This is a genomic window from Pseudomonas sp. H3_A02, assembly GCF_054671965.1.
On the sequence record NZ_CP162807.1, the window covers coordinates 3,610,180 to 3,634,417 of the forward strand.

27 protein-coding genes are annotated in these 24,238 nt (G+C 61.2%); 11 read left to right on the forward strand and 16 right to left on the reverse strand.

All coding sequences use genetic code 11. The features are described 5' to 3' along the window. Nucleotides 1-7 precede the first annotated feature (7 nt). Nucleotides 8-664, reverse strand: coding sequence for a polysaccharide lyase family 7 protein (locus AB4N80_RS16055; RefSeq protein ID WP_122566213.1), 657 nt, complete (start codon nucleotides 662-664; stop codon nucleotides 8-10). Nucleotides 665-911: 247 nt separating this feature from the next. Here AB4N80_RS16055 and AB4N80_RS16060 point away from each other — a divergent pair, with 247 nt between their 5' ends. Further along, nucleotides 912-1,247 carry a hypothetical protein gene (locus AB4N80_RS16060; protein ID WP_122566214.1) on the forward strand — a complete coding sequence of 112 codons (336 nt, stop codon included), beginning with the start codon at nucleotides 912-914 and terminating at the stop codon, nucleotides 1,245-1,247. A 162-nt stretch (nucleotides 1,248-1,409) separates the two neighbouring features. Here the strand turns inward: AB4N80_RS16060 and AB4N80_RS16065 are convergent, their stop codons facing one another. The 5 genes from AB4N80_RS16065 to AB4N80_RS16085 form a co-directional block, all read right to left on the reverse strand. After that, the gene (locus AB4N80_RS16065) at nucleotides 1,410-3,173 is read right to left on the reverse strand and encodes an L-lactate permease (protein WP_354338287.1); all 1,764 of its coding nucleotides are present in this window, start codon (nucleotides 3,171-3,173) and stop codon (nucleotides 1,410-1,412) included. A gap of 239 nt (nucleotides 3,174-3,412) precedes the next feature. Further along, the gene (locus AB4N80_RS16070; RefSeq protein ID WP_460082943.1) at nucleotides 3,413-3,757 is read right to left on the reverse strand and encodes a DUF6124 family protein; all 345 of its coding nucleotides are present in this window, start codon (nucleotides 3,755-3,757) and stop codon (nucleotides 3,413-3,415) included. 547 nt (nucleotides 3,758-4,304) lie between these two features. Continuing rightward, entirely contained in the window at nucleotides 4,305-4,685 is a 381-nt protein-coding gene (locus AB4N80_RS16075; protein ID WP_053189311.1) for a RidA family protein, read from the reverse strand. 108 nt (nucleotides 4,686-4,793) lie between these two features. Continuing rightward, nucleotides 4,794-5,474 (reverse strand): SOS response-associated peptidase family protein, encoded by a 681-nt coding sequence (locus tag AB4N80_RS16080; protein ID WP_122566217.1) that lies wholly within the window; start codon nucleotides 5,472-5,474, stop codon nucleotides 4,794-4,796. A 237-nt stretch (nucleotides 5,475-5,711) separates the two neighbouring features. Further along, complete coding sequence (locus AB4N80_RS16085) at nucleotides 5,712-6,716, reverse strand: LysR family transcriptional regulator (RefSeq protein ID WP_122566218.1); 1,005 nt, start codon at nucleotides 6,714-6,716, stop codon at nucleotides 5,712-5,714. A gap of 100 nt (nucleotides 6,717-6,816) precedes the next feature. Here AB4N80_RS16085 and AB4N80_RS16090 point away from each other — a divergent pair, with 100 nt between their 5' ends. Beyond that, the gene (locus AB4N80_RS16090; protein ID WP_354338289.1) at nucleotides 6,817-7,680 is read left to right on the forward strand and encodes an aldo/keto reductase family oxidoreductase; all 864 of its coding nucleotides are present in this window, start codon (nucleotides 6,817-6,819) and stop codon (nucleotides 7,678-7,680) included. Here the strand turns inward: AB4N80_RS16090 and AB4N80_RS16095 are convergent. Next, the gene (locus AB4N80_RS16095) at nucleotides 7,677-8,459 is read right to left on the reverse strand and encodes an MBL fold metallo-hydrolase (RefSeq protein ID WP_305490773.1); all 783 of its coding nucleotides are present in this window, start codon (nucleotides 8,457-8,459) and stop codon (nucleotides 7,677-7,679) included. The two genes, AB4N80_RS16090 and AB4N80_RS16095, sit on opposite strands and share 4 nt — an antisense overlap. Nucleotides 8,460-8,550: 91 nt before the next feature. Between AB4N80_RS16095 and AB4N80_RS16100 the strand changes: the two genes are divergently transcribed. Further along, nucleotides 8,551-9,519 (forward strand): GlxA family transcriptional regulator, encoded by a 969-nt coding sequence (locus AB4N80_RS16100; RefSeq protein WP_122566310.1) that lies wholly within the window; start codon nucleotides 8,551-8,553, stop codon nucleotides 9,517-9,519. 6 nt (nucleotides 9,520-9,525) lie between these two features. Here the strand turns inward: AB4N80_RS16100 and kefC are convergent, their stop codons facing one another. From kefC to AB4N80_RS16120, 4 genes are all read right to left on the reverse strand, one after another. After that, nucleotides 9,526-11,352 (reverse strand): glutathione-regulated potassium-efflux system protein KefC, encoded by a 1,827-nt coding sequence (kefC, locus tag AB4N80_RS16105; protein ID WP_122566220.1) that lies wholly within the window; start codon nucleotides 11,350-11,352, stop codon nucleotides 9,526-9,528. A 1-nt stretch (nucleotide 11,353) separates the two neighbouring features. Next, nucleotides 11,354-11,875: a glutathione-regulated potassium-efflux system oxidoreductase KefF gene (gene kefF / locus AB4N80_RS16110; protein ID WP_305467586.1), complete on the reverse strand. Its 522-nt coding sequence runs from the start codon at nucleotides 11,873-11,875 to the stop codon at nucleotides 11,354-11,356. A 179-nt stretch (nucleotides 11,876-12,054) separates the two neighbouring features. Then, on the reverse strand, nucleotides 12,055-13,401 hold the full coding sequence (locus AB4N80_RS16115; protein ID WP_460082951.1) for an ATP-binding protein: 1,347 nt from the start codon (nucleotides 13,399-13,401) through the stop codon (nucleotides 12,055-12,057). Continuing rightward, complete coding sequence (locus tag AB4N80_RS16120; protein ID WP_460082954.1) at nucleotides 13,398-14,108, reverse strand: response regulator; 711 nt, start codon at nucleotides 14,106-14,108, stop codon at nucleotides 13,398-13,400. Before AB4N80_RS16120 ends, AB4N80_RS16115 begins: the two co-directional genes overlap by 4 nt. Nucleotides 14,109-14,486: 378 nt before the next feature. Between AB4N80_RS16120 and AB4N80_RS16125 the strand changes: the two genes are divergently transcribed. From AB4N80_RS16125 to AB4N80_RS16140, 4 genes are all read left to right on the forward strand, one after another. Continuing rightward, on the forward strand, nucleotides 14,487-15,275 hold the full coding sequence (locus AB4N80_RS16125; protein WP_122566223.1) for an MlaA family lipoprotein: 789 nt from the start codon (nucleotides 14,487-14,489) through the stop codon (nucleotides 15,273-15,275). Beyond that, complete coding sequence (locus AB4N80_RS16130; protein ID WP_460082957.1) at nucleotides 15,268-15,504, forward strand: hypothetical protein; 237 nt, start codon at nucleotides 15,268-15,270, stop codon at nucleotides 15,502-15,504. The genes AB4N80_RS16125 and AB4N80_RS16130 overlap by 8 nt, the downstream gene beginning before the upstream one ends. A gap of 154 nt (nucleotides 15,505-15,658) precedes the next feature. Then, nucleotides 15,659-16,960 (forward strand): Nramp family divalent metal transporter, encoded by a 1,302-nt coding sequence (locus AB4N80_RS16135; protein ID WP_122566225.1) that lies wholly within the window; start codon nucleotides 15,659-15,661, stop codon nucleotides 16,958-16,960. Nucleotides 16,961-17,029: 69 nt separating this feature from the next. Further along, on the forward strand, nucleotides 17,030-17,509 hold the full coding sequence (locus AB4N80_RS16140) for a VOC family protein (RefSeq protein WP_122566226.1): 480 nt from the start codon (nucleotides 17,030-17,032) through the stop codon (nucleotides 17,507-17,509). Between the two features lie 352 nt (nucleotides 17,510-17,861). Here AB4N80_RS16140 and AB4N80_RS16145 read toward each other — a convergent pair whose 3' ends face one another. After that, complete coding sequence (locus AB4N80_RS16145; RefSeq protein ID WP_122566227.1) at nucleotides 17,862-18,260, reverse strand: RidA family protein; 399 nt, start codon at nucleotides 18,258-18,260, stop codon at nucleotides 17,862-17,864. Nucleotides 18,261-18,392: 132 nt separating this feature from the next. Between AB4N80_RS16145 and AB4N80_RS16150 the strand changes: the two genes are divergently transcribed. Further along, a complete protein-coding gene (locus AB4N80_RS16150) occupies nucleotides 18,393-19,319 on the forward strand; it encodes a LysR family transcriptional regulator (protein ID WP_305467580.1) in 927 nt (308 codons plus the stop codon). A 33-nt stretch (nucleotides 19,320-19,352) separates the two neighbouring features. After that, nucleotides 19,353-19,745: a GFA family protein gene (locus AB4N80_RS16155; RefSeq protein WP_122566229.1), complete on the forward strand. Its 393-nt coding sequence runs from the start codon at nucleotides 19,353-19,355 to the stop codon at nucleotides 19,743-19,745. Between the two features lie 194 nt (nucleotides 19,746-19,939). Here the strand turns inward: AB4N80_RS16155 and AB4N80_RS16160 are convergent, their stop codons facing one another. The 3 genes from AB4N80_RS16160 to AB4N80_RS16170 all read right to left on the reverse strand — a co-directional run bounded on the left by AB4N80_RS16160 (nucleotide 19,940) and on the right by AB4N80_RS16170 (nucleotide 22,321). Beyond that, on the reverse strand, nucleotides 19,940-20,893 hold the full coding sequence (locus AB4N80_RS16160) for an alpha/beta fold hydrolase (RefSeq protein ID WP_122566231.1): 954 nt from the start codon (nucleotides 20,891-20,893) through the stop codon (nucleotides 19,940-19,942). A 324-nt stretch (nucleotides 20,894-21,217) separates the two neighbouring features. Next, on the reverse strand, nucleotides 21,218-21,379 hold the full coding sequence (locus AB4N80_RS16165) for a hypothetical protein (RefSeq protein WP_163006736.1): 162 nt from the start codon (nucleotides 21,377-21,379) through the stop codon (nucleotides 21,218-21,220). A gap of 141 nt (nucleotides 21,380-21,520) precedes the next feature. Continuing rightward, nucleotides 21,521-22,321, reverse strand: a complete 801-nt coding sequence (locus tag AB4N80_RS16170) for a DUF6630 family protein (protein WP_460082965.1) — start codon at nucleotides 22,319-22,321, stop codon at nucleotides 21,521-21,523. A 204-nt stretch (nucleotides 22,322-22,525) separates the two neighbouring features. Here AB4N80_RS16170 and AB4N80_RS16175 point away from each other — a divergent pair, with 204 nt between their 5' ends. Beyond that, a complete protein-coding gene (locus tag AB4N80_RS16175; protein ID WP_122566233.1) occupies nucleotides 22,526-23,272 on the forward strand; it encodes a substrate-binding periplasmic protein in 747 nt (248 codons plus the stop codon). 173 nt (nucleotides 23,273-23,445) lie between these two features. Next, complete coding sequence (locus AB4N80_RS16180; RefSeq protein WP_460082969.1) at nucleotides 23,446-23,673, forward strand: hypothetical protein; 228 nt, start codon at nucleotides 23,446-23,448, stop codon at nucleotides 23,671-23,673. A gap of 175 nt (nucleotides 23,674-23,848) precedes the next feature. On the opposite strand, the gene AB4N80_RS16185 is transcribed toward AB4N80_RS16180, so the two are convergent. Next, on the reverse strand, nucleotides 23,849-24,100 hold the full coding sequence (locus AB4N80_RS16185; protein ID WP_122566236.1) for a hypothetical protein: 252 nt from the start codon (nucleotides 24,098-24,100) through the stop codon (nucleotides 23,849-23,851). Nucleotides 24,101-24,238 lie beyond the last annotated feature (138 nt).

Genomic DNA, 24,238 nt, shown 5'->3' on the forward strand with positions numbered 1-24,238 from the left:
GCGTCAGTCATTTGTGGCTGACGTCCAGTTTGGTGTAGGTCACTTTTCCGCCTTCGTTGGAATACCCCTTGTTATCCAGCGTGTAGACGCCGGCCTTGAAGTAGAAGTTATAGCCGTACCAGGACGGGTCCAGCTTCACCTGTTTGCCCGTGCTGCCGATCAGCACCGAGAGCTTGCCTTGCTTGTCCATTTGCAGCGAGTAGGAGAAGGCCTTGTTCAGCGGCACGTTTGGCACGGTGTAGATCACCGGGCTCTTTTTGTCCTTGGGTTTGACCCGGTATTCCACGTCGATATTGCCGGTGCCCTTGGCGTAGCGGTACACCAGCTTCAACAAAGGCGTGGGGGCGTCCTTGGCGTGGATCTGCGCCACCACCACGCGGCCTTCGGAAGGGACCTGGTTCACCGCCAGGGTGCCCTTGAGGGTGTTGGTGCCGCTGTTGTAGCGCCAGTTGTGCAGCTTGCCGTCTTTACTGGTTTCCCGCAGCTCGGAGCGCGGGTATTCGCTTTTGCCGGTATGGGAGCCGGTGACCGGCGCCCAGAAGACGATCCGCTGGCCGTTATTGTCGAAATACTTGTTTTTCAGGGCCGGCATGGCTTTGGTCGCCACGACCTGCGCCGGCGTTTGCACGGGCAGGGTAATGTTCCAGACAGTCAGGTCAATCATGATAAAAACCCTCCAACGGGACCGGCCGTTACCTAGCGGCCGTCAAGACAAGAACTGCCTTCCGTGGCGCAGTTTTCATGTTATCGACGAGGGGCTGTTTCGCTGGAGGTGCACCTGACGGATGGCTCTGCGATGAGCCTTTGAGGTACTGAATTGGACGGATTATGGTGTGTCAATTTATTGCTGATCGGTTAGAGTACGCGCCGCCCGAGAGACGGATCCCGGGCGTCTTCTTATGGAGCTTCAAATGAATCACATCAGCAAAGTTGTTGCCTGCGCCCTGTTTGGTCTGGCCCTGGCGGGTTGCACCGGCACCCCGATGAAAACCCAGCAATACGACAGCACCCAATACACCGTTGTCGGCCACAGTGAAGCCAAGGCCACCGGCCTGCTGCTGTTCGGCCTGATCCCGATCCAGCAGAACAACCGTTTCGTGCGCGCCCAGACCGCCGCGATCAAGGCCAAGGGCGGCGACGCCATGATCAACACCCAAGTCCAGGAAAACTGGTTCTGGGCCTGGGTCCTGACCGGCTACACCACCTCGGTGTCCGGTGATGTGGTCAAGCTGAAAAACGTTCAGTAACACCCTGCTTGAAAGGCAAGCCTGCCGGTTGTAAAGGCGCTTGTCTGTGGCGAGGGAGCTTGCTCCCGCTCGATCGCGCAGCGATCGCAAAAGGGGCCGCTTCGCAGCCCAGCGGGAGCAAGCTCCCTCGCCACAACAGCCCCGATCATGCCTGACCCTCGATTACTGTCCTCCCACCACCATATGCGTGAACGGCGCCACATACGCCTGCAACGTCACCAGCCCGCCCACCAGAATCGCCAGCACCACCGAGTGGAAAAACACGTAGCGCAGGATTTCGCCTTCGTGACCGTACCAACGGGTCGCGGTGGAGGCGACCACGATCGACTGGGCGTCGACCATCTTGCCCATGACGCCGCCGGAGCTGTTGGCCGCGGCCATCAACACCGGGCTGATCCCCAACTGTTCCGCTGTCACCCGTTGCAATCCACCGAACAGCACGTTGGAGGCCGTGTCCGAGCCGGTCAGCGCCACGCCGAGCCAGCCCAGCAGGGTGCCGAACATGGGGTAGAAAATGCCCGTGGCGGCGAAGGCCAGGCCCATGGTCGCGTCCAGGCCTGAATATCGCGTGAGAAATCCCAACGCCAACATCGCCACGATGGTGATCAGCGAGTAGCGGACCACCCAGAGCGTTCGCAGGTAGTGGCGCACCAGTTGCGGGATGGAATAGCCCATCAGCAAGCCACCCAGAATCGCCGCCAGGAAGATGCCGCTGCCCGTGGCGGTGAACCAGTTGAACTTGTAGACCGCTTCCTCGGTTTTGGGTTGGGGCACTACGGGCGGGACTTTTTCGATCTGCTGGTGAATGGTGCCGAAGGTCATCAGGGGCGAGAAGATCGGATTGGCCTCGCGCATCGGCTTGCCTTGGGGGTCGAGCTTGGCCGATTGGGTTTGCGGGTCCAGCGCCGGACGGGTGTCGAACAGGTTCTTGAAGCCCTGGGTGCCCCAGGCGAAGACGAATACCGTGAGGATGATCCATGGCATCCAGGCCCGCAGCACGGCGGGGCGGTTGTCGCTGCCGAAAGCGCCGGTGGTGACCGGTTGCTGTTGCTCGCTCGCCTCGATCTTCGAGTCATCGTGCCGACCCGTCAGCGCCGCGGATGTATGCACCGTGGCCGGTTTCCAGACCTTGAGGAAACCGGTGAGGCAGGCCATGGAAATCAGCGCGGCGATGACATCCACCAGCATCGGCCCGTGGTAGTTGGACACCAGGAACTGCGGGATGGCGAAACTGACACCGGCCACCAGGATCGCCGGCCAGACCTCCAGCATCTTGCGCCACCCGGCGAAGGCCCAAATCAACCAGAACGGCACCAGCACCGAGAAAAACGGCAACTGCCGACCGACCATCATCGACAGCTCCATTTCATCCAGCCCGGTGACTTTGGCCAGGGTGATGATGGGTGTACCCAGGGCGCCGAAGGCCACGGGCGCGGTGTTGGCGATCAGCGCCAGGCCCGAGGCGGCCAGGGGCGAGAAGCCCAGCCCGATCAGGATCGCCCCGGTCACCGCCACCGGCGTGCCGAAGCCCGCCGCGCCCTCGAAGAATGCGCCGAAGCAAAACGCGATCAGCAGCAATTGCAGGCGCCGGTCGTCGGTGATGCGGGCGAGGGAGTCCTGCAGGACCTTGAACGAACCGTTCTCGGTGGTCAGCCGGTGCAGGAAAATGATGTTGAGCACGATCCAGCCGATGGGCAGCAACCCATTGGCCGCGCCATACAAAGCCGCAGAACCGGCCATGTCGGCCGGCATGCCGAAGGCGAAAATCGCAATGAGCAACGCCGAGGCCAGGGCGTACAATGCCGCCAGGTGCGCTTTGACATGAAAGAAGGCGAGGGACGCCAGCATCACCACCACCGGAACCGCCGCCAGAAGCGTCGACAGCACCGCATTACCGAAGGGATCGTAGACTTGTTGCCAGACCATGTTCCACCTCTGCTTTTTATTGTTGGAAGTGCAGGCCCCAGGGGGGATTGGCAGAGAAGTATAGGCGGGGATTGGTGGAACGGATTGCCAGGCAAACCCCTGTGGCGAGGGGATTTATCCCCGCTGGGCTGCGAAGCAGCCCTAAAAAGGCAGGTAGGGATAAACCTGACACACCGAGTTGACAGATATTGGGCCTGCTGCGCAGTCCAGCGGGGATAAATCCCCTCGCCACAGGGGGGCTATGTCGATGGGCGTGCTTCGACGTTATCCAACGCACGGTTTGCCAGCTGTCCACTCAACTCGATCAATTGGTGGATGCCCAGGACAATGTGGCGCCTTGAGCCTTCCAGGTCGAAGGCCAGGTCGCTGAGCATGGCGTTGGCCGAGGCCAGGTTTTCGCTGAGGTTGGCGAGCAGGATTTCGGTGTCGACGCCATGGGCGACGGTGAAGAGCTGGCCGGGATCGGCCTCGGGTTTGTTGGGTTTGGGCTTGAGGTAGTGATCGAGGATGCGGTCGGCGGCTTTGTCGAATGCTTTTGAGTTGGCTGGATCGGTGTCCGGTGGGTTGGGTGTTGGTTTGAACATAGATGAAACTCCAGATAAGAAATTGGAGCCATCACTCTCGCTACCAAACGAAGGGTGGTGGCCATACGAAGGTTGGTAGACCGGTTACCTGGCAACCCGGCGCGTCCGAGAACGCCCTGCGCATGACCACCATAAAACAGAGGACGTAGAAGTCCGTTGCATCAGGATTGCACGTGCGCCAGGAAACCGGGCTACCAAACCCGATCGCTGATTCGTCAGCGACCCGGAAACGATAGAGCCCGGCCCCCCAGGCGCACAAGCCGGCGGATTCTGGCGCAGTTGTAGGGAATGGCGCAAGACAACGTAGCCCGATCCTGAACGCTCCTACACCGGGATAAACACAAGCCCGTTTGGACCGGAGATAGGGTTCAGAACACACCTTGTGGCGAGGGGATTTATCCCCGCTGGGCTGCGAAGCAGCCCCAATTACTGTCGCCGTGGGGTGTCAGGTTGATTACATCTGAACTTCTTTTAGGGCCGCTGCGCAGCCCAGCGGGGATAAATCCCCTCGCCACAAAGGAGTCGTGTCTGTTGGCGCGTGGTCAGTTCAGCCCTTCGCCGCCATTGCCGTCACTTCCACTTTCATTCCCTCGACCGCCAGCGCGGCCACGCCCACCGCTGCACGAACCGGCCAGGGCTTGGCGAAGAAGCGTTTGTAGACTTCGTTGAACGCGGCGCGATCGGCCATGTCGGTCAGGTAGATGGTCAGGTGCAGGACCCGGTCCATGGAACTGCCGGCGCCCTCCAGGGCGGTCTTGAGGGCTTGCAGCGTGCATTCGCTCTGCAACGTGATGTCGCCCAGCTCCAGGCTGCCATCGGCGCGGGTGGGGATTTGCGTGGAGACCAGCAGGCCGCCGAAACCGGCGACGTCGGAGGAAATGGAATCGGCATCTGGATCTGGAATAAACGTGATGTCTGGGTTGCTCATGCAAAGCCTCATGCAGGAAAAGTAAAAAGACCGCCGCAGTTTACCGTCCCTTGCTGCGCTGTTCCTGCATTCCTTTGGCCGTGCGCTTCCAGTCCGCTGTTCCCAGCATCAAAGCCCCTGGGCCGGACGTTGGGTTGTCATCGTCGGTTCAAGGGGCGGTTGCGCGCCGTTCAGGCGGGCGGCCAGTTGTTGTGCCTGCTCCCATCCGAGCTCGGGCGCCAGCCAGTCGAGTGCCTCTTCGGCGCTGAAGGCCAGCACCCGCTGTTGCTGGTTGGCGATGTCGCCGTACGTGATCAGAGCCAGGCCGTCACAGCCAAACGGCGTCTCGCTGGCCTGGGCCAGGGCGGCCAGGAAGATCGGGGTCGACTGCCGGGCGGTGGTGTAGGTGAGGCGTTGCGCCTGGGAGGGCGAGGAGGACGCTTGCGCCTCATACCAGCCCTCCACAGCGACCAGTACGCGGCCTTCGTGCTTGATGGGATCGAAGACTTTGGAGCGCATGACCAGATGCAAGGGCAGATGCGTCAGTGGCGGCATCGTTCCCACCGACCAGATCGGCGACCAGCCCCAGCGAACCTTGATGCACTCCAAGTGCCCGCCGCGACGGCGAATGGCACTGACCTGCATGTTTGGCTTGATCAGGCTGTGCTGCTCCTGGGTCTTGGGCGGCGTTGTCACGCACAGCTCCAGGGGCGTCACGCTTGTACCGAAACGGCTGCCGGGCGTGTCTCGTTGGGCGAAATACGCCAGGGAGTCTTTTGAAGAACCGTGTTGAACAAGACCGTCACACATAACGAAAACTCCCGGCAGTGAAGCGCAAAGAAGCCTTGATCTACCCGCTGTTCAAGCCGTGACGTCGAAGCGCGTCAGCGTGGCTTTCAGCGGTGTCATGTAGGTCCGAACCGTGGCGAAACGCTTGGTTCGAAAATCCTCGTGGCGGGGAGACGAGCGGGCCATTGGGGTGGATGCACTACCGCTATCGCGAGCATGCTCGCTCCCACAGAGATTTGTGGTGGGCGGGATTTTCAGCTACACCGCCGAACCCTTGTGGGAGCGAGCTTGCTCGCGATGGCGGTGTATCAGCTTGCGGGGGAGGTTGACTGTGCCGACGCCTTCGCGAGCAGGCTCGCCTCCACCCCGTTGTGCATGGATGAAGTCCACGAAAGCCCTCAACGGCGAGGGCAGGTAGCGGCGGCCGGGGTAGTAGAGGAACGGCCCGGTAAAACGCTGCCACCAGGGTTCGAGCACCGGTTCGAGGGCGCCGCTGTCCAGGTGGGGCCGTAGCCAGTCCTCGAACAAGTGGACAACGCCCAAGCCATCCACCGCGGCCTGTACCGCCAGGTCCATCGCACCGCCGATGCGCACGATCAACGGGCCGCTCGGGTCGACGCTCACGGTTTCGCCGTCACGTTCATATTCCCACAGGGGCAGGGCACCGCTGGGAAACTTGCCCGTCAGGCAGGCATGCCCCAGCAGGTCCCGTGGATGTTCGGGCCGGCCCCTGACATCAAGGTACGCCGGTGCCGCGGCCGTGGCGAAGCGCTGGAACCGGGGGCCGATGGGGATGGCGATCATGTCCTGCTCAAGGCGCTCGTCGTAGCGAATGCCCGCGTCACAGCCGGCCGCGAGCATGTCGACGAAACTCTCTTCGGTGACCACTTCCAGGCGGATGTCGGGATAGCTTTTCAGGAACGGCGTGATGATCGCCGGCAACACCAGCCGAGCCGCGCTGACCGGCACGTTCAGCCTGAGGGTGCCGGAAGGACGGTCGCGAAAATCGTTGACCACGTCCATCGCCGCCTCGACTTCGCCCAGGGCCGGGACGATGCGTTCCATCAACCGGGCACCGGCCTCGGTCGGTACCACGCTGCGGGTGGTGCGGTTGAGCAGGCGCACGCCGAGCCGGCTTTCCATCCGGCGTACGGCATCGCTGAGGCTCGACGCGGACTTGCCGCTCACCCGCGCGCCTTCACGAAAGCCCTTTGCATTGACCACGGCCACAAAGGCCAGCAAGTCTTGAATATCCGTCGCCATTGTTCTCTCCCCCGTACAACCCGTGCTGATTGCACCTGATTATCAAGGAAATGGTCAACGCCTATAGTCGGCCCACTTACATTGATCCGAGGGCTACGAGATGAACATTGCAGGCAAGGCGGGCAGTTTTTTACTGGGTGATCGCACGGTCAATCGCATGGGCTATGGCGCTATGCAGTTGGCGGGGCCCCAGGTCTTCGGGCCGCCCAAAGATCCGGTGGCCGCCGTCGCCGTGCTGCGCGAAGCATTGGCGAGCGGGGTCAACCACATCGACACCGCAGACTTCTACGGGCCCCATGTCACCAACCAATTGATCCGCGAAGCGCTGCACCCTTATGCCCAGGATCTGGTCATTGTGACCAAGGTCGGTGCCGTGCGCGGTGTCGATGCGTCCTGGAACCCGGCCCACAGCCCCGCCGAGCTGACCCGTGCGGTCCACGACAATCTGCGCAACCTCGGCGTGGAGGTTCTGGACGTGGTCAACCTGCGGGTGTGGGGCGACCTGCATTCGCCTTCGGAGGCTTCCATCGAGGAATCGTTCACGGCACTGGCCGAGTTGCAGCGCCAGGGCCTCATCCGCCACTTGGGCCTGAGCAACGTCACGGCCACGCAGGTCAAGCAGGCCCAAGGCATCGCCCAGGTGGTCTGCGTGCAGAACCACTACAACCTGACCCATCGCGACGACGAGCAGCTCATCGTCGACCTGGGCCGGCAGGGCATCGCCTACGTGCCGTTCTTCCCCCTGGGCGGCTTCACACCGCTGCAATCGGAAACCCTTTCCAGCGTGGCGGCGCGCTTGCAGGCGTCACCGCTGTGCGTGGCCCTGGCGTGGTTGCTGCAACGTGCGCCGAATCTCCTGCTGATTCCCGGTACATCGTCCCTGGCGCACCTGCGTGAAAACCTCTCGGCCAGTGAGCTGAAGATCCCGGCGCCGATGCTCGCCGAGCTGGACGCATTGGTCTAGGCCGCCTGGAAAACCAACGTCTCGCCATCTTCCGGTATCAACAACCGGCCCCCAACACCGGCCTTCACGGCGGCTGCAGCCAGGGCCTGGCGTGTCGTCGGGCAGTGGCTGATCGCTTCCAGGTGATTGGCCACCACGGTCCCGCGGGACAAACGGGTGAATTCCAGCGTCTCGTCGATGCCCATGATGATGTCGCCGCCGATATCGAACCGTGCCCCACCTGCCGGCACCACGCTGACCTGCGGCTGGTGACGCAAGACGAACTCGCACACGGTGGGGGTGAGCACGGTGTCGCCGGTGAGGTAGACACTCGGTTCGCCGGGCAGCTCGATCAGGTAGCCGACACCGTGCTCCATCAACTTGCCCACCAGGCCCAACCCATGGGTGCATCGGACCGAGCGAATAGTGCCGCCCAGAAACGGGTGGGGTTGATCATGGGCCTGGGCAAGCGCCTGGACATTCAAACCACGCTTGGCTAGGTACGGGGCGTCATGGGGTGTGCAGATGACCGGGATCTGTTTTTCCCTCAGCCACCGCTTGGCCGCGCGGTCCAGATGGTCGAAATGGCCTTTCTGGCAGTGGGTGATCAGGCAATGGGTGACGGTCTCGAGGGCCTGCGCTGTCGAGGCCGGAAGCGCCACCAGCGGATTGCGTTGTGTGGCGCCAAACAGGCGAAGCGGCGGCAGCGTGCCCTTGCCAGCCAGCATCGGGTCGACGAGCACGCGATACGGGCCGAATTCAAGAATGATCGTGGCGTTACGGATCTGCTGGATGTTCATGAGGCGTTCCTGTTGAGCGAGCGCTTCATGGTGCCGATCCGGCTCCGTGTGCATAATGGCCGGATCTGACATCTTTGATTCGTTTCAAGCCATGATCAAAAAACTTCGAGTCGGTCTGCTCCTGTTTCCCGGCTGCATGCCTGCGGGCCTGTTCGCCTTCGCCGATCTGCTGCATGCCGCCAACCGCAGGAGAGGGCAGGCGCTGTTCGAGGCGCGCTACATCGCCTTGCAGGCCGGCCCCGTGGTGTGTGCCCATGGCGTGACCTTGCACGCGGAAGCGGCCTTGGGCAGCACCAGGCTGGATGCCGTTCTGGTTCCCGGTTTCTGGGCCGAATCGGCGGAGCAGGTGAATGCGCTGCTGGCTGATCAGGCAGCCCTCGTGAGCGCGCTGTCGAAGCCTGCCCGAGCACTGAAGCTCTGGTCCTACTGCACCGGCGTCTGCCTGCTGGCCGCCAGTGGCCGCCTGGACGGGCAGGGCGCGACGGTGACCTGGTGGCTGGCGCAAGCGATGCAGCAGCAGTATCGAAAAGTCCTTTGGCAAAGCGAGCAGAACTGCGTGTTCAATGAACGCACGGCGACGGCGTCCGGAGTGAACGGCTACCTGCCCATCGCTGAAACCCTCATCGAGCGCAGCGTCAGCAGCGACGTCCTGCGGGACATCACCCGGCTCATGGTGCTGCCGCGCCCGGCCATTGCCCATGTGGCGTTCCAGGGCAGCACGCTGATCGAGCAACCCAGTGGATGGTTGCGACAGTTGCATGGGTTGATCGAACAGATGCCGGCCGAGGGGATCACCGCCCAGGTGCTGGCCAGCGCGCTGGCGGTGTCCGAGCGCACCTTGGCGCGCAAGGTCAGCCGTGAAACAGGTCAGCCCGTCGCAGCCTATGCCCGGCGCATCAAGTTGAATCAGGTCAGCGAGCGCCTGATGTTGACGGCGCTGCCCCTCGCCAGCATCGGCGCCGAGCTGGGTTTCAGCAGCAGCTCCAACTTGCAGCGGATGTTCAAGGCACTGACCGGACTGACGCCGATGGAATACCGGCGCAAGTTCGGGCGTGTATGACGCCGGTCAACTCGGCGTCTTGTCGGTTTCGTTGCGATGGTGTTCCGGCCAGCTGTCGACGGGGTGGGCACGGTCTTCGTTGAACATCTCCGTGAGCAGCGCATTGGCGCGGCGGTAGGCGTCGTGGCGGAACTTGAGGTCGTCTTCCGGCTGGGCGACGATTTCCTCCAGCATCTTGAGGTTCAGCCGCCGGAACTGATCCGCCCGCTCACGGGCTTCGTAAGCCCCGACCCCCATGCGTTCCAGCGCACTGCGACCCAAGGACAGCGCGCTTTCGAAGGTTTCGCGCTCGGCCGCTTCCACGCCCATCTGCCGCAGGGTGATGAGGTGCCCCATGTCCCGCGCCCGCACGATCAACTGCAACGCGGGGAAGTGTTCCTGGGCCAGCCGGGTCAGCGTGAGGTTGTCTTCCTGATTGTCGATCGCATTGATCAACACCACCGCTTGGGCCGCACCGGCCGCATGCAGCAAGTCGAGGCGCGTGGCATCGCCATAAAAGACTTTCACGCCGAACTTGCGCAGCGTCTCGATGTTGTCGGGGTCGTGATCCAGTACCACCACCTCGACGCCGCAGGACATCAGCAGGCGTCCGGCGATCTGCCCGAAGCGGCCGAACCCGGCGATGATCACCCGTGGGTTCTGCTGGTCGACGAGGTCGGATTCGCGTTTGTTTTTCCGGGTGACGGACTCGAAGCGATCCAGCAGCAGGATCAACAAGGGCGTCAGGCACATGGACAAGGCCACTGCCAGGGTCAGGCTCTTGCCCCATTGATCGGTCAAGATGCCGGCCACGGTCGCCGCGCCAAACACCACGAAAGCGAATTCGCTGCCCTGGCCCAGCAACACCGCCTGCCAGGAACGCTGGCCGGCGGGGACGTTGAGGAACCGGCCCGCCAACTTGATCACCAGCAGCTTGATCAGAATGAAGCCCAGGGTCAGGGTGATGACTTTGAGCGGGGCGTTGACCAGGGTGCCGAAATCGATCGACATGCCGACGCCGATGAAAAACAGACCCAACAGTAGGCCCTTGAAGGGCTCAATGTCGCTCTCCAGGGCATGTCGATATTCAGAGCTGGCGAGCAACACCCCGGCGAGGAATGCGCCCATGGCCATCGACAAGCCGGCTTCCTCCAACAAGAAGCCGAAGCCGAACACCAGGAACAGCGCGACGGCACTGAAAATCTCCCGCAAGCCTGAGCGCGCGGCGAAGCGCAGCAGTGGTCGCGTCACGTAGCGGCCCAACAGCACGACGATGGCGATGGCGGCGACGATTTTGCCAATCGATAGCAACAGCGCGGTGCCCGAAGGCGTGTCGCCGTGGGCCGACAACAGCGGGATCATCGCCACCAGCGGAATGGCCGCGATGTCCTGGAACAGCAGCACGGCAAAGCTGCTGCGGCCGACGGCGGTGGCGGTCAGGTTGCGTTCGCTCATGGCCTGCATGGCGATGGCCGTGGAGGACAGGCTCAGGGTCAGGCCGACCAACAGCGCTGCCGTCCAGTTCAGGCCCAGGGCTGTGCAGAACAAGCCAATGGCGGCGCCACAGGCGAGCATCTGCAGGGCTCCGCCACCAAATACCATCCGGCGCAGGGCCCAGAGCCGTTTGGGGTCGAGCTCAAGGCCGATGATGAACAGCATCAGGACCACGCCGATTTCAGCGAACTCCAGGATCGCCTTCACATCGGTAATCAGCTTCAACCCCCACGGGCCGATGATGCACCCGGCGAGCAGGTAACCCAATACCGGGCCCAGGCCAAACCGAACGGCAATCGGTACGATCAGCGTCGCTGAGGCCAGGTAGATGAGCATTTCAATCAGGCTGTGAGTCTCCATTTCAATCTTCCTTCCAGGCGGCCAGGCGTTCGCCGTAATGTTCGATTTGGGTGCGTTGGGCCTCGGACTCGGCGGCATACGCGCCATGCACGACTACGGGTTCCAGCCAGCGCATGCCGCAATAAATGGCCGTGGCGTGGAGAGGTTGGGCCAACGCCGAAAAGCCCGGGTAGGCGCCGATCTGGAAATGATCCTGTTCGCCGCCGGTGGTCACGGCCCACAACAGGCTTTTGTCCTTGAGGACCGTGGCGCCTTTGCCGTAGGCCCAGCCGTGGGTGAAGACTTTATCGATCCACAGTTTCAGCAGGGGCGGGGTGCTGTACCAGTACATCGGGTGCTGGAGGACGACAAGCTCTGCTTGTTCCACCGCACGCTGTTCCGCCTCGACGTCGATATCGAAGTTGGGGTAAAGCGCGTAGAGCGAACGTATGACGACGTCCGGGTTGCTGGATGCTTGCGTGAGCATCTGCTGGTTCACCCGCGATTTGTCGGGGTAGGGGTGCGCATAAATGATAAGAATCATCGGTGAATTCCTTGGTTTGGCTCCGTCGATTCTTGTCTGTCGTGAGCGCGAACGATGGCGCTTGGAGCCGGGCGATACAAACAAGAGCGCCTTCCCGGGACAGGGGCGAGGCCGGAAAGGCCGGACATCCTACCGAGGAAGGCGCGGATTGTTTAGCGCGGATCGATACATCCGGGGCTTCAGTCAAGCGGCAAGGAGATTCTGGCCTCCAATCCGCCGTCCTTTCGATTCCTCAGGGTCAGCGTCCCGCCATGTTCCAGCACCGTCGCCCGGGCCGCCGACAGGCCCAGCCCGACGCCGCCGGTGTGCTTGTTGCGCGAGCCTTCGATGCGAAAGAACGGCGTGAAGACCTGCTCAAGGTATTGGGCGGCGATGCCCGGCCCTCGGTCGAGGATGCGAATGTCCACACGGTGGGCGTCGGCTTCGAGGCGAACCGTCGGCTCGCCGCCATACTTGATCGCGTTGTCGATCAGGTTGACCAAGGCGCGCTTGATGCCGATGGGCCGACCAACATAGACGAAGCGCTGGGCACCTTCGAACCCAACCTCGGTGCCGGCGTCCTTGAGGTCATCGACGATGGTGTGCAGTAGCTCGGCCAGGTCGAACGCGGTGGCATGTTCAAGCCGGGCATCGTCGCGGAAGAACTCCAGGGCGGAGTTGACCATCGCCTGCATTTCGTCCACGTCCCGGAACAAGCGCGATTGCTGCTCGGCATCCTCGATGAACTCCCCGCGCAGGCGCATGCGGGTCAGCGGCGCACGCAAGTCATGGGAGATGGCGGCGAGCATCTGCGTGCGGTCCTGCAGGAAGTGCTTGAGCTGGGCCTGCATGGCGTTGAACGCGAGGATCGCCTGACGGATTTCGTGGGGGCCGATGACCGGAATCGGCGGCGCCTGGTGGTCGACGCCAAAGCGCCGGGCGCCTTCGGCAAAGCGTTCCAACGGTGCGGCCAGGTGCCGGGTGGCGATCAGCGCGACGATCAATGTCGAGAGCAGGATCAGCGCGATGATGATCCCGTTGCGCGCCCATTCGCTCAGCCCCCAACTGCGCGAGGGTACGGAGAAGATCACCCACGAATGGTCGGCCAGTTCGATGATCACCGCGTAGCGTGCATCCGGTTGGTCGGCTGGCCAGTCGCCCGGTTCGTAAGCCTCGATCCTGGCGTCCGGTCGGCCTAGTTGCTGGCGCAGGAACGCCGAACCTTCACGGAACTCCGGGTCGTCGATCATTGGCAAGCGCGCCTCTTCACGACGCTGCAACCATTGCGCGTTGAACGCCTGATCACTGGCGGCCGCGGTAATCGCCGGGCGTTGTGCGGGGGCGACGGAGTCGATGATGCGGGTGATGGCGGCGGCCTTTTCCATCAGGCCGGTTTCCATCAGGGGAGGGCGCGCCCAGGCGCCGGCCAGCAGGCTGAACAGCTCGTTGAGGGCCAGCAAGGTCAACATGGCGATCATGGTGGTCAGGGCAATCCAGCGCGCCACCGTGTCCCGTGGTCGATGAGTGCCCGGGCGCGAGGGCTTCATCGTTTCACCACGTGGGGGCTAAAGAGGTAGCCGCTGTTGCGCACGGTGCGAATCATCGACGCACCGCTGATGTCGGTCTCCAATTTGCGCCGCAGGCGGCTGACCTGGACGTCGATGCTGCGGTCGAACGCCTCAAACGTTTCGCCGCGGGCCAGGTCCAGCAACTGTTGGCGGGTCAGCACCCGCTGCGGGTGTTCGGCAAACACCAGCAGCAGTTCGAACTCACCGGTGGACAGCGGGATCATGACCTTGTCCGGTGAGCGCAACTCGCGCCGGGTAACGTCCAGTTGCCAGTTTTCGAACTCCAGGATCGGCCGGGAGACGTCGGTCAATGCGCTCCTGGCCTCACCGGTGCGCCGCAGCACGGCGCGTACCCGGGCCAACAGCTCCCGCGCATCGAAGGGCTTGGTCAGGTAGTCGTCCGCCCCCAACTCCAGACCGACGACGCGGTCGCTCAACTCGCCCATGGCGGTGAGCATGATGATGCCGACCGTGTGCTCGGCCCGCAGCCGTTGGCAGAGCACCAGCCCGTTGTCGCCCGGCAACATGACGTCGAGGATGATGAGGTCCGGCACCTGGCGCGCCACCGCCTGCCAGAGCGCGTTGCCGTCGGCCGCCACGTCCACGCTATAGCCATGTTGTTCGAGGAACTTGCGCAAGAGGGCGAGGACTTCGAGGTCATCGTCCACCAGTAATAAATGGCTCACGGTGGGCACGCAGGGTAATGAATACAGGAGGGGATACTAGGGTCAATCCAGGGCCCGCGTCATATATTTCAACTCGGTAATAAAGTTGCCGGCGGGCAATATTCTGGAAATCTGCGGGCAAAAAAACGGCGGCAGGATGGCCTTGATGTCGGTCAGTTAAAAACAAGTCAGCCCTGCACAACCTTTGTGGCGAGGGGGTTTCTGTGGGAGCAAAGCTTGCTCGCGAAACAGGCGCCTCGATGTTTGAAAGTCCGCGTCGCCTGCATCGCGGGCAAGCCTTGCTCCCACAGCAAGCATCCCCCTCTTCACAAGAGCTGTGTCCGGCACCGTTTATTTAGCTGATCGGCAGCATCCCATTCCTCGCCGAGATAACCCTGTATGCCGATCACCAAGCCCGCTCCGTTGTTCGTTCGATCCACCGTCGTGGTTGTATTGGCGGCACTCGCCAGCGGTTGCTCCAGCACACCCGCTGCAAAACCAGGCTCGTGTGAACGCGCGACCTACACCGTTTACGATCCCGCGGAACCGGTCAACCGTGGCATTTTCGCGTTCAACCGAACCGTGGATGACTATGCGCTGGCCCCGGTGGCCCGGGGTTATCGCAAGCTGCCAGAGATGTTCCAGGTCGGCGTCCACAACTTCGTGGCGAACTTCGGCGAGCCCAAGGTGTTCATCAACGACTTGCTACAAGGCAACGCCCAGCGATCGGTCAATACATTGGGCCGTTTCGTCATCAACACCACCGCGGGCATCGTCGGGCTGATCGACGTGTCGGGCAAGCTGGGCATTGAGCGCCACAAGGCCGATTTCGGCCAGACCTTCGGCGTCTGGAACCTCGCCCCCGGGCCCATCGTGGAACTGCCGCTGCTGGGCAGTGCCAACCTGCGGGACGCGACGGGTAAAGTGCTGAGTTCTGCGGTCGACCCGTTTGGCGACAACAGCAGCACCGTCGACACCCTGGGCACGATCAACACCGTCGGCGGCATTGTCGATGGCCGCGCCGAGGCATTGCCACTGACAAACGAGTTGCAGACCGAACCGGATTACTACGCGGCGCTTCGCGATGCCACGGCGCAGCGGCGTGCCGATCTTGTCGCCCAGGGCAAGTTGGGAGCAGTGGTGGAGGACGCCCCGCAGTGCCAGGATGGAGCCGCTGCCGATGAATAACCAAGCGTTGGTCTTGCATCGACGAATGCGCTCGCTCCAGCCGGATGTCCTGCACTGTCGTGAAGTTGAATTGCGCTTGGCCGAGGATGGTCGCCATGTGCTGCTCAACCGTTACGTCGAGCTGTATCGCCATGAACATGTCAGTTGGTGCGCCATCCAGCAGCATCGGGTGCCGTTGGCGCGGATGGTGCGCTGGCTGGTCGATAACGGCGAACCTCTGAGGGATTAGTGGCAATTTGCTCCTGAGGACAGCGGTATCTCGGGAGCGGATACCCTTGAAACATTTTTACATAATTACGCATTAATTATGGTTGTACGACGTCGTATCTAATATGTTCGACTGTGGCCGTTTCTCACAAAAAAAATAAACGGAGACTCCATCCATGACGAGCATTCCTTCCGTTGAAGGCAAGGTTGCGGCGCCCGTGCAAGGCCGTTTCGTGCGCCTGCTCAAGCTTCTCGGTCCCGGCATCATCGCCGTCCTTTCCTGGCTGGGTGCCGGCGACCTGATCACCTCATCCGTGGCCGGGGCGAACTACGGCTACGCAATGATGTGGGTGCTGGCGATCTCTCTGCTGCTGCGCTACCTGATCGTCAACATCATCGCGCGCTTCCAGCTCTGCAATAACCAGGGCATGACCATCCTGCAAGGCTATGCCCAGCTCAATCCGTTTTTCGCCTGGTTCCTGCTGGTGTATGCGCTGCTCATGGGGCACCTGATGAATGCCTACATGATCAAGGGGGCCGGTGAAGCCTTAGCCATGTTGCTCAAGATTGACTATCCACTGCTGTGCTCGGTGGCGGTGGTCTTGGCGGTGTGGATGCTCGTCGGGCGCAATATCTATTCGATGATCGAGGGCGTGATGAAAGGCCTGCTAGCGATCATGACGCTGGCGTTCCTGGCCCTGGCGGTGATGTCCGGCCCGGATGTCGCGGGCATCGTCAAGGGCACCATCGGCTTCAGCATTCCGCCCGATGAAGGTGTGCACGGTGCGTTGCTGGTGGCCGTCTCGGTGATCGGTGCGGTGGCCGGTTCCATTGCCAACTTCGTCCATCCGTATGTCATGCGCCAGAAGGGCTGGGTGGGGCCTGAACACAAGCGTATCCAGCGTAACGATCTGCTGTTCGCGGTGTTTGTCGGGATCATCATCAACCTGGCGATCTGGATCGTCGGGGCGGAAATCCTGCGACCCAACGGTATCGAGGTCAAAACCCTGGGCGATCTGGGCAAGGCCCTGGAAATGTTCTTCGGCTCGATCGGTTGGTACGTGTTCTTTATCGGCGTGTTCGCCACGCTGTTCGCCAGCATCTCCGGCAAGACCACAGCGTTTCCGATGCTTATCACCGATGCCTTCCAGCACGTGCGGCCCGAGCGCCGGGAGCGTTACGGCAAGGAATTCCACCATGATCCGATGCACAAGTGGTTCATGCTGTTCATTCTCGTGACGCCGCTGATCTGGTCGCTCCCCGGCATGCCGGACTTTGTCACGCTGACCATCGGCGTCAACGCGCTGAACATCATCGGCTTGCCAGTGATTTCCCTGGGCCTGCTGATCATGTCCAACCAGAAGTCCCTGCTGGGCAAGGAGTATCGCAACAACCTGTTCGAGAACATCGCGCTGATGTTTGCCACGGGCCTGGCGTTGTGGGTCGCGTTCCAGTTGGGCGTGGATCTGTTTACCTGAGGTCGGGTCATCTGCAACTTTTGGGGGGACTGCTAGACTTTATCGTCCAGTCCCTTTCGGAGAAGCGGAATGAATAATAAAAACAGGATCTGCCTCTGGTACGACGGCAATGCGCAGGAAGCTGCGGAGTTCTACGCCAAAACGTTTCCCGACAGTGCGGTGAACGCCGTCTACCAGGCCCCGAGCGATTATCCGTCGGGCAAGCAGGGCGATGTGATCACGGTGGATTTCACGGTGATCGGCATCCCTTGCATCGGCCTCAACGGCGGGCCGGTGTTCAAGCACAGCGAGGCCTTTTCATTCCAGATTGCAACGCAAGACCAGGCCGAAACGGACCGCTTGTGGAACGCGATCATCGACAACGGCGGCCAGGCCAGCGCCTGTGGCTGGTGCAAGGACAAGTGGGGCTTGTCGTGGCAGATCAGCCCGCGTGTGTTGCTTGAAGCGGTCGCCAGTTCCGATAAAGCCGCCGCCAAGCGGGCCTTCGAGGCGATGATGACCATGACCAAGATCGACATTGCCGCGATTGAAGCCGCGGTGAAAGGCTAGCCGGCGAAAACCACCACCATCCCTTGTGGGAGCGAGCTTGCTCGCAATGACGACGGCACAACCAACTTCGGTGCAAGCTGACCCACCGCTATCGCGAGCAAGCTCGCTCCCACACTTGATGGGTGGTGACTTCGATTTTTCGACCTGTCCAAATCCCCTGTGGGAGCGAGCTTGCTCGCGATGACGGCGGCACAACCAACTTCGGTGCAAGCTGACCCACCGCTATCGCGAGCAAGCTCGCTCCCACACTTGATGGGTGGTGACTTCGATTTTTCGACCTGTCCAAATCCCCTGTGGGAGCGAGCTTGCTCGCGATGACGGCGGCACAGCCAACACCGATGAAGCTGACCTATCAGTCGGCCTCGGGCAACCTGGCAATCACCTTGATCTCGAACTGAAAACCATACAGCCACGTCACGCCCACCGCCGTCAGTGTCGGATGCGGCGCGCTGCCCCAGAACTCGGGCACGACGCTCCAGATCCGTTCGAAAGTCGACTGGGGATCGACCATGAACACCGTGACGTCCACCACATCGTCAAAACTGCAATCGGCTGCGGCGAGGATCGCCTTCAGGTTGTTGAACGCCAACCGGACCTGAGCCTCCAGGTCGGGCTCTGGTGAACCGTCGGCGGTGCTGCCGACTTGCCCCGAGACGAACAGGAAACCATTGGAACGAATCGCCGGTGAATAGCGATTGCGCTCATACAGTGCCTGGCGTCCAGGCGGGAAAACCACATCGCGCTGTGTCACGACTACCTCCATCAAAGAGTGGGTTTGAAACGATGAACTCACTCTAGGGGCTTGTGTCCTGGCGATAAACGAGCAACCTTGGCGATCACTGTTTGTAGAATCCAAACAATCGGATCGATACCCGAGGCAGAAATGGATCGTTTTGATGCGATGCAAGCGTTCGCGCGAGTCGTGGAGGCGGGCAGCTTCACCAAGGCGGCGGAGACCCTGCACATGAGCAAGACCACCGTGACCCAACTGGTGCAGCAGCTCGAGGCACGGTTGCGGGTCAAGTTGCTCAACCGCACCACGCGCAAGGTCAATGTCACCGCCGACGGCGCCGCCTATTACGAACGGGTGATCCGCTTGCTGGCCGACATGGACGATGCCGAGACCAGCCTGTCCAGCGCCCAGGCACGACCCCGCGGGCGCCTGCGGGTGGACGTGCCGAGCCCGTTGGCGGCGATGATCCTGGTACCGGCCTTGCCAGCGTTTTATGAACGATTCCCGGACATCCAGATCGACATGGGCGTCAGTGATCGCATCGTCGACATGATCGATGAAAGCGTCGACTGCGTGGTGCGCGGTGGTGAGCTGACAGATCAGTCGATGGTCGCCCGGCGCGTCGGTGATCTCGCCCTCGGTGTCTTCGCTGCACCGAGTTACCTGGCACGATTCGGTCGGCCCGCGCATCCGCGCGAACTGGAAGATTCACACCATCGCATCGTCGGTTTCTTGTGGGCGCGCACTGGCAGATCCTTGCCCTACGCCATGCGCCGTGACAATGAGCGGCTTCACGTCAAAGGGCGCTACGCCCTGGCCATCGACGACGGCAACGCCTACCTCGCGGCCGGTTTGGCGGGGCTGGGCGTGCTCTGGTTGCCTAAATACATGTCCAGGCCTCATGAAGCGCAGGGTGAGTTGGTGCCGCTGTTCGAAGACTGGCACCTCGACCCGATGCCGCTTTATTTGGCCTATCCCCCGAACCGGCATATCAGCGCCAAGTTGCGGGTGTTCATCGACTGGGTCGTGGAGCTGATGGCGCAGCATGCGCCAATCATGAGTCGACCTGTTTCGTGAAATCTGGCTGTTCAGTTGTAGAGGAGATACACCATGGACCGATTCACCGGCGGTTGCCTGTGCGGCAATGTTCGACTTGAAGCCTTGGGGCGCCCGTATCGCGTCGGCCTTTGCCATTGCCTCGATTGCCGCAAGCATCACGGGGCGCTGTTCTATGCGGCGGCCGTGTTCCCTCAGGAGGCGGTGACGATCGAGGGCGAGACACGGGATTACGCCGGGCGATTTTTCTGTCCCCGCTGCGGCTCGTCGCTGTTTGCCCGCTCTGGCGACGAAATCGAAGTGCACTTGGGAATCCTGGATACCCCCGATCAACTGATGCCCACCTACGAAAGCTGGACCGTGCGCCGTGAGTCCTGGTTACCGGCGTTTCCGTTCACCCGATGCTATGAGCGTGATCGTGAGAGTACGGGGCGGTCTGAGGAATAGATGCAACCTGTTTCATCGCTATCGCGAGCAAGCTCGCTCCCACGGTTTGATCTTGGGTGTACGCCAATTTTGGATTCCCAACCAAACCCCTGTGGGAGCGAGCTTTCTCGCGATGACGGCGGCCCATTCAACACTGATGCAAGCAGGCCCGCCGCTTTCGCGAGCAAGCCCGCTCCCACAAATGATGTGTGTATTTATTCCTTGAGGAATGTCAGCAGATCCTGGTTCAGCCGGTCCTTGTGGGTCTCGGTCAAGCCGTGCGGTGCGCCAGGGTAGACGATCAGTCGGGCGCCCTTGATCAGTGCCGCCGAGGCCCGGCCTGCGGCGTCGATAGGCACGATCTGATCGTCATCGCCATGGATGACCAGGGTCGGCACGTCGAACTTCTTCAAGTCGCCGCGGAAGTCTGTCGCCGAGAACGCCGCGATCGAGTCATAGGTATTCTTGCTGCCACCTTGCATGCCTTGCACCCAGAACGATTGGATCAGCCCCTGGGATGGCTTGGCGCCCTTGCGGTTGTAGCCGTAGAACGGGCCGGAGGCGATGTCCAGGTACAGCTGCGAACGGTTTTCCAGGGACGCCTTGCGCAGGCCGTCGAACACTTCGATAGGCAAGCCGCCGGGGTTGGTTTCCGTCTTGAGCATCAACGGTGGCACCGAAGAAACCAGCACGGCTTTTTTCACCCGGCCGGTACCGTGGCGACCGATATAACGCGCTACTTCACCGCCCCCCGTCGAGAAGCCCACCAGCGTCACGTTCTTGAGGTCCAGCGCTTCAATCACCGCCGCCAGGTCGTCGGCATAGTGGTCCATGTCGTTGCCTTCCCAAGGCTGGCTGGAGCGACCATGGCCGCGACGGTCGTGGGCAATCACCCGATAGCCTTTCGAAGCGAGGAACATCATCTGGCCTTCCCAGCTGTCGGAGTCCAGCGGCCAGCCGTGGCTGAAGGTCACGACCTGGCCATCGCGCGGGCCCCAATCCTTGTAATACAGCTGCACGCCGTCCTTCGTGGTGATGTAGCTGGCAGACTGGATCACGCTGCCGACAGCGGACGCGCTGGCAGGGGCTTGGACCAGCGAAGCGGCCTCGGCGCTGAGGCTGGCCAATGCCAGGGTCGCGACAGCCAGGGTGCGGTTGAAGGTGTTCATCGTGTTTCTCTCCATAAGGTCGGTTTGATCTGCGGCGGCCGTCATCGATCGCGTTGGTGGGCAGATTAGAGAGAGAGGACGATGGCGAGAACGGCGCGGGTATCGATAGCAACTATGGGAAAAACCGATAGCTGCGTTTCGCTTCGGTTGCGGGTGAGTATTCGTGGCGAGGGAGCTTGCTCCCGCTGGGTGGCGAAGCCGCCCCAAACGGATCGATGCGTGTCTTCCAGGCAAAGCTCATTTGGCCGATTTACGACGGCTGCGCCGTCGAACGGGAGCAAGCTCCCTCGCCACGATGGGTTTTCAAGTGCTCTGGAGCCATCCTCAACCAAAAGAAGGCATCGGCCCCAACGAGTGGAATATCCACATGACCGCCGCCACGGCGGCCAGCACCGCGACCACAAAACCGATCAGCACCCATTTGAGGATTTTCCACCCTTTCGACGGCTGAGACCTTGGCGCGAGCGTTTCTACCGTGAACGTCATCCCCCCGTCGCATCGCTGGCAAACAGCAGTGTCGTGAGGAAGGGGGGACCCGCATTGATCACAGTTTGTCATGTCGTCACTTCGAGGCTCAAAGGAAGGGTAGCCCTTTATGGGCTGGTAAAAGCACAGGGCGCCAGTCGCTTAATATTTGTAGACAATGCCCAGTCTGCCCATGATCTCCAGGGCATTGACCAAGCCCAAACCGTTCATGGGCAGGCAGGCGAAGGCCTGGTACTCATCGAAGTGCGTGCCGATGGCCAGCAACTTCAAGTCATGGGCCTCCAGCTGTGCGTTGAAATACTGCAGGAGCGCGCGTTCCCAATCGTCGGCGCGGTTGACGGCCTCGATGGTTTCACGTTCAGGCGCAGTGATTTCAATGCCCAGTTGCCGCAGCGGGGCCAGGGCATTGACCGCATCGACGCCGCAGGACGACCACTCCTTCCATTCGAACCCCGCCAACTGATTGGCCTCGGTGAGCGCTGACTCGATTTGCGTCCAGGCCCAATCCCACTGTCCGCCAGGCGCCGGCAGGTTCTCAATGAGGGCTTGCGCGTGTGCCTCGTCGAACAGGCTCTCGAACAGATCGGCCAGGGTATCGGCCAGATCGGGCTGTGGCCCTTGCCCCTGGGTATCCAGGTCGTGGCTCAAGCGCTGCCACAGGCTGCCCAGCTCGTCCCAATCCTCGTCATCCATGTCGTCCTCGATCACCTGGGCCTTGTGTCCGCGCAGGTAATTATCCAGCCGCGTCTTGCGCACTCGCACGCTGCCCTCGGCGAGATCGACCTCATAGCTGCGGTAATCCAGGTAGTTGGTCTGGAACACGATGCGATCAGGGAACACCTCATGGGCGAGGCTTTCCTCCACATCGAAATACGCCGCCCCTTCGAAATTGCCATGGGCGGTGATGATGCGTTGCAACGACAATGGATCGATTGGATTCATATGGGCTGGGTCACAGGGAGGAGGGCGAAAGGGGAGCGCCGCGTATCTGGTTCGCGCCGATCCTACACCAAGGTCCAGAGGTTGCTAAGGGGCGGAATGTGGACTGCGTCAACTGTCAGGCAAGTGTTTGGGTCTATGCTTACCTTGCCCTCTTGAATCAGGCCTACCCATGCACGAACACCGAACGGTCCACAGGGAGTACGCGTGAGACATTCGATACCGGCTGCAGCACTGCTTTGTCTATTGCTCGGCACGGTCGCCAGGGCCGAGCAGTATCAAATCGTCACCGAAGAATGGGCACCGTACAACTATCAGGAAAACAACCGGCTCACCGGCATGACCACCGAGATCGTCCGGGCCATCATGGCGCTGACCGGGGATGACTTCGAGGTGGTGCTGCAACCCAGCATGCGGGCCACCCAAGTACTCAAGCATCGTCCCAAGACCATCATGTACTCCCTGTTTCGCACGCCGGAACGCGAGTCGTTGTACAAATGGGTCGGGCCGATCGTGGAAGAATCCATCCACCCCTATCAACTGGCCAATGCGCCGCCGCTGAGCTCCCTGGAGCAACTCCTGAACGCCCCGCAGATCACCACGCGCCACGCCGGCCTGGTGCCCCAGATGCTGCAGTCGCTGGGCTTCAACAACCTGGACAAAAGCGCCACCGAGAGCAAGCTGCTCTACCGCATGCTGCTTGCCGGACGCACCCAAGTCATCGTCGGTGACACTGATGCGGGGGTGGCCTACTACAGCCGCCAACTGGGCATCGCCCCGGGCACCCTGCGACGGATACCTATCGAGCTGTATCGCTCATCGTTGTACATCGCCTTCAGCCCTGACAGTGAAGATGAAGTGGTGGCGGCGTGGGCCCGGGCGTTGGAGCAGTTGCGCCGTTCTGGGGAGTTGGCGCGGATTCAGCGGCGGTATGAGGGAGGTGATCGGCAATGAAGTCATTCATAAGGCATATTGAGTGCGAGCCGCACGGATTGTCGTTAGCTGCCAACGCTCGGGTTTACACTCGTGTCCATACTCATGCGGTATCTAGCCGCAATTGATGCTCGGCTAATCGCATCCTGTGATCTTGGTAGGTTTGTTCAAGAGGCGTTTGTGAGGAGCTGAACTTGCGTGGTGCGCCAGAAGCTACCCTTCGGAAGTGGGCAGGTAAGAGCTATCCTGAGCGTATCTCAAAGGCGCTTAGAATGGTCGGTAACCATGGCTTCGTTTCCACAGCTTTTGAAAGAAAGAAAAAAAGCTATCCTGGACGCATGATCGCGAAGCAGGATATGAGTTTTCTTGATGCTAATAATTTCAAGGAACTTTCAAGCTTGGTTTTTCCAGATATTTTGTAACGGCAACTAGATCCTGCAAAATCGCATAGCTGGGTCAGTCCATGGTTGTCATATTGTGGTCTGGTCCTGATTTGCTGCTGAGGAATACGCCTCTGCTTGCTGGAGGCCAGTTCAATTCTGGACATGTAGGCAAGACAGAGCCAGGCGCCTGATGAAGTCAAGGGTGGCAGACTCTCTACCGCTCTTGATAGAGCTCCGCTCTACGCTTGGCATTTTCCCGCTGCATGTCTTCAAAATGCTTGCGTTCTTCTCGCTCCCTCTCTTCATGGCGTTCGCGGTGTTTCCTGTTTTCTGCTCTATTCATTTCCTGTTGGCGTTCCCAGTAGCGCCTGTTTGCCTCTTGATAGTCCTTGTGCCGATCACCGGCAAATGCTCCCACTGAGCAGAAGCCAATCCAGGTGAGTACAAAAATGGCAGCCATTTTCATATGATTTGCCTCTGGTGGGGCTGGGGTAGGTGATGCCGTTGGCGGCTTCCGGTAGACCATAAGAATGATCGTAAGTGCATGCTTTAGACGGAAAGGGGGCGCTCCATGTCATGCCCCCTTTTGCCTGTTTTTTTTCTA

Bases quoted from the DNA above. Each gene is read 5' to 3' on its own strand.
- AB4N80_RS16055 (WP_122566213.1), bottom strand. From the start codon at position 664: ATGATTGACCTGACTGTCTGGAACATTACCCTGCCCGTGCAAACGCCG.
- AB4N80_RS16060 (WP_122566214.1), top strand. From the start codon at position 912: ATGAATCACATCAGCAAAGTTGTTGCCTGCGCCCTGTTTGGTCTGGCC.
- AB4N80_RS16065 (WP_354338287.1), bottom strand. From the start codon at position 3,173: ATGGTCTGGCAACAAGTCTACGATCCCTTCGGTAATGCGGTGCTGTCG.
- AB4N80_RS16070 (WP_460082943.1), bottom strand. From the start codon at position 3,757: ATGTTCAAACCAACACCCAACCCACCGGACACCGATCCAGCCAACTCA.
- AB4N80_RS16075 (WP_053189311.1), bottom strand. From the start codon at position 4,685: ATGAGCAACCCAGACATCACGTTTATTCCAGATCCAGATGCCGATTCC.
- AB4N80_RS16080 (WP_122566217.1), bottom strand. From the start codon at position 5,474: ATGTGTGACGGTCTTGTTCAACACGGTTCTTCAAAAGACTCCCTGGCG.
- AB4N80_RS16085 (WP_122566218.1), bottom strand. From the start codon at position 6,716: ATGGCGACGGATATTCAAGACTTGCTGGCCTTTGTGGCCGTGGTCAAT.
- AB4N80_RS16090 (WP_354338289.1), top strand. From the start codon at position 6,817: ATGAACATTGCAGGCAAGGCGGGCAGTTTTTTACTGGGTGATCGCACG.
- AB4N80_RS16095 (WP_305490773.1), bottom strand. From the start codon at position 8,459: ATGAACATCCAGCAGATCCGTAACGCCACGATCATTCTTGAATTCGGC.
- AB4N80_RS16100 (WP_122566310.1), top strand. From the start codon at position 8,551: ATGATCAAAAAACTTCGAGTCGGTCTGCTCCTGTTTCCCGGCTGCATG.
- kefC (WP_122566220.1), bottom strand. From the start codon at position 11,352: ATGGAGACTCACAGCCTGATTGAAATGCTCATCTACCTGGCCTCAGCG.
- kefF (WP_305467586.1), bottom strand. From the start codon at position 11,875: ATGATTCTTATCATTTATGCGCACCCCTACCCCGACAAATCGCGGGTG.
- AB4N80_RS16115 (WP_460082951.1), bottom strand. From the start codon at position 13,401: ATGAAGCCCTCGCGCCCGGGCACTCATCGACCACGGGACACGGTGGCG.
- AB4N80_RS16125 (WP_122566223.1), top strand. From the start codon at position 14,487: ATGCCGATCACCAAGCCCGCTCCGTTGTTCGTTCGATCCACCGTCGTG.
- AB4N80_RS16130 (WP_460082957.1), top strand. From the start codon at position 15,268: ATGAATAACCAAGCGTTGGTCTTGCATCGACGAATGCGCTCGCTCCAG.
- AB4N80_RS16135 (WP_122566225.1), top strand. From the start codon at position 15,659: ATGACGAGCATTCCTTCCGTTGAAGGCAAGGTTGCGGCGCCCGTGCAA.
- AB4N80_RS16140 (WP_122566226.1), top strand. From the start codon at position 17,030: ATGAATAATAAAAACAGGATCTGCCTCTGGTACGACGGCAATGCGCAG.
- AB4N80_RS16150 (WP_305467580.1), top strand. From the start codon at position 18,393: ATGGATCGTTTTGATGCGATGCAAGCGTTCGCGCGAGTCGTGGAGGCG.
- AB4N80_RS16155 (WP_122566229.1), top strand. From the start codon at position 19,353: ATGGACCGATTCACCGGCGGTTGCCTGTGCGGCAATGTTCGACTTGAA.
- AB4N80_RS16160 (WP_122566231.1), bottom strand. From the start codon at position 20,893: ATGAACACCTTCAACCGCACCCTGGCTGTCGCGACCCTGGCATTGGCC.
- AB4N80_RS16165 (WP_163006736.1), bottom strand. From the start codon at position 21,379: ATGACGTTCACGGTAGAAACGCTCGCGCCAAGGTCTCAGCCGTCGAAA.
- AB4N80_RS16170 (WP_460082965.1), bottom strand. From the start codon at position 22,321: ATGAATCCAATCGATCCATTGTCGTTGCAACGCATCATCACCGCCCAT.
- AB4N80_RS16185 (WP_122566236.1), bottom strand. From the start codon at position 24,100: ATGAAAATGGCTGCCATTTTTGTACTCACCTGGATTGGCTTCTGCTCA.